This window comes from Streptomyces sp. NPDC056948, from assembly GCF_042674225.1.
In the GTDB taxonomy this organism is placed as follows: domain Bacteria; phylum Actinomycetota; class Actinomycetes; order Streptomycetales; family Streptomycetaceae; genus Streptomyces; species Streptomyces purpurascens.
This window is the reverse complement of sequence record NZ_JBHUQX010000690.1, coordinates 1-2,914: the sequence shown is the minus strand read 5'-3', so window position 1 is coordinate 2,914 and position 2,914 is coordinate 1. Positions and strand designations below refer to the sequence as shown.

The 2,914-nt window shown below is 68.7% G+C and carries 2 protein-coding genes; both read right to left on the bottom strand.

Features of this window, described 5'->3' with window-relative positions; translation table 11 throughout:
* Positions 1–88: 88 nt before the first annotated feature.
* Positions 89–925, bottom strand: a complete 837-nt coding sequence (locus ACFTZL_RS43540; protein WP_382595773.1) for a S1 family serine peptidase — start codon at positions 923–925, stop codon at positions 89–91.
* A gap of 139 nt (positions 926–1,064) precedes the next feature.
* Positions 1,065–2,606: an RNA polymerase sigma factor gene (locus ACFTZL_RS43535; protein ID WP_382595770.1), complete on the bottom strand. Its 1,542-nt coding sequence runs from the start codon at positions 2,604–2,606 to the stop codon at positions 1,065–1,067.
* Positions 2,607–2,914: the final 308 nt, after the last annotated feature.

The following is a 2,914-nucleotide window of genomic DNA, read 5'->3' as shown; positions in this document are numbered from 1 at the left end:
GGGGGGGCGGATTTTCTGACCCGCCGCCCCCCCCCGTCCTCGTCCCCAGAGGCCCACCCAGGCTCCGCCGGACCCCCTTCGATTCTCCTCACCCCCGCGTCCAGCCGAGCGCCCGCATGATGTCGGACACACGCATGTACACCCCTGGACTGCCGGCCCGCCCGCAGCCGATCCCCCAGGACACGAGCCCGATCAACCGCCCCCGGGCCACCAGCGGCCCCCCGCTGTCGCCCTGGCAGGCGTCCCGGCCTCCCTGCCTCTCCCCCGCGCACAGCATGCTCCCGGCTTCGTAGGTGCCGTCGGAGCCGCCCGGATAGGCGTCCTCGCAGAGCTCATCGGAGAGCACGCGCACGCGCGCAGCGCGCAGACTGTTCGGATACTCGCCGACGCCGGATGTGTCGCCCCACCCGTACACCGTCGCAACCCCGCCCACTGCGTACGCGGGATCACCGCCGGCCGCCATACCGATGACCGAGCCGGCGGGCAGAGGTTCAGCCAGGGTGAGTACGGCGTAGTCCCCGAAGTTGCTGACACCGTCGTACGCCGGGTTCACCCAGGAACGCCGCACGGCGATCTCCCGTCCGCTGCGGTCCGAGAGCAGGTCTGTGCGTCCCGCTATGACCTTGAGGTCACGTACGCGCTCCGGCGCTACGCCCAAGACCTCCTTGTCCAGGCAGTGGGCCGCGGTGAGCACCGTGCTGCGAGCGACCGCCACGCCGCCGCAGAACTGCCCCGCACGCGTACCCCCGAACCGGTCACGACTGGACAGGGCGACCGTCCACGGACTCTCCGACACATCGACAGGGAATCCGCCTATGACCACGCTGTCGGCGGCCACAGGGGCGGTGGAGGCCGCTGATATGGCGGATGCCGCGGCCGCCAGGACCAGCGGTCGGGCCATGGCCCGGGCAAGGCGACGACGCATACGCACTCCTCACTCCGTGGTATTTACTGAGAACCCAGAGTGATTCACCCGGCGCCGCGCCGCACCCGCGGAGGGACACGGCACGACGAAGGCCCGGCCCCCTCGGGGGACCGGGCCTTCCACGTCGTACGACCGGCGACTAGTCGAGGTAGTCGCGCAGCACCTGCGAACGGGACGGGTGGCGCAGCTTCGACATGGTCTTGGACTCGATCTGGCGGATCCGCTCGCGCGTGACGCCGTAGACCTTGCCGATCTCGTCGAGGGTCTTCGGCTGACCGTCGGTGAGACCGAAGCGCATGGAGACGACGCCCGCCTCGCGCTCGGACAGCGTGTCCAGGACGGAGTGCAGCTGCTCCTGGAGGAGGGTGAAGCTGACCGCGTCGGCCGGGACGACCGCCTCGGAGTCCTCGATGAGGTCACCGAACTCGCTGTCGCCGTCCTCGCCCAGCGGGGTGTGCAGCGAAATGGGCTCGCGGCCGTACTTCTGGACCTCGATGACCTTCTCCGGGGTCATGTCGAGTTCCTTGGCCAGCTCCTCCGGGGTGGGCTCGCGGCCCAGGTCCTGGAGCATCTGGCGCTGCACGCGCGCGAGCTTGTTGATGACCTCGACCATGTGCACCGGGATACGGATGGTGCGGGCCTGGTCGGCCATGGCGCGGGTGATCGCCTGACGGATCCACCAGGTGGCATACGTGGAGAACTTGTAGCCCTTGGTGTAGTCGAACTTCTCGACCGCGCGGATCAGACCGAGGTTGCCCTCCTGGATCAGGTCCAGGAAGAGCATGCCGCGGCCGGTGTAGCGCTTGGCCAGGGAGACCACCAGACGGAGGTTGGCCTCCAGGAGGTGGTTCTTGGCGCGGCGGCCGTCCTCGGCGATGATCTCCAGCTCGCGCTTGAGCTTGGGGGCGAGCTTGTCGGCGTTGGACAGCTTGTCCTCGGCGAACAGACCGGCCTCGATGCGCTTGGCGAGCTCGACCTCCTGCTCGGCGTTGAGCAGCGGGACCTTGCCGATCTGCTTGAGGTAGTCCTTGACCGGGTCGGCGGTGGCGCCGGCGGCGGCGACCTGCTGGGCGGGCGCGTCGTCCTCGTCCTCGTCGGACAGCACGAAGCCCGCGTTCTCCGGCGTGCTCTCGGGCTCCTCACCGGCCTTGCCGGGGGCTGCTTCCTCGAGCACCTCCTCTTCGAGGATTTCGGCGTCGTCCTTCTTGGCGCCGGTCTTCTTGGCCGCCGTCTTCTTGGCGACGGTCTTCTTCGCGGCCGCCTTCTTGGCGGTCGTCTTCTTGGCGGCCGCCTTCTTGGCGGGCGCCTCTTCCTCGACAGCGGGCTCGGCGGCGGGCGCCGCCGGCGTGGCAGTGGCGGTGGCCTTCCTGGTGGTCACCGCCTTGGCCGCGACCGTCTTGGTGGCGGTGCGCTTGGCGGGACTCTTCGCTGCGACGCTCTTTCGGGTGCGCTTGGGCTCTGCGGCACTGACCATCAGCGTCACACCCTCTTCCTCGAGGATCTGGTTGAGGCTGCGCAGTACGTTCTTCCACTGAGTGGCCGGAATCTGGTCAGCTTCGAAGGCCCGACGCACGTCATCGCCGGCGATCTGCCCCTCAGCCTTTCCCCGCTCAATGAGCGCCATGACAGAGACGGACTCGGCGATCTCCGGCGGGAGCGTACGGGATGTGCTGGCCGACACGAACAACCTCTCGGAACGTTGGAAAACGGCTTCCGGCCCCGTCCACAGTGGACAGGAGCCGACCGCCGGCTTGGGGATGGGCCGACGGCGCGGGCGGGGGCCGGGAAGATGCACAGCGCCATGAACGGCGTCCGTATTCCCTCCGCGGCTGTCACCTCTTAGGTCATCGCGTTCTTCCCGCGAGCGTTACGCCCAATCCGCGTGGCCCGAGTCACACCCCGTAAGCGAATAAAAACGGTCAGATACGGATAGAGGCTGTCACTCCTGGACGTGACCCTACCGCTGCGGCGGACGGGCGGCCCCTTTCG

Excerpts from the sequence above, each read along its gene's own strand:
- ACFTZL_RS43540 (WP_382595773.1), bottom strand. The coding sequence starts at position 925 with ATGCGTCGTCGCCTTGCCCGGGCCATGGCCCGACCGCTGGTCCTGGCG.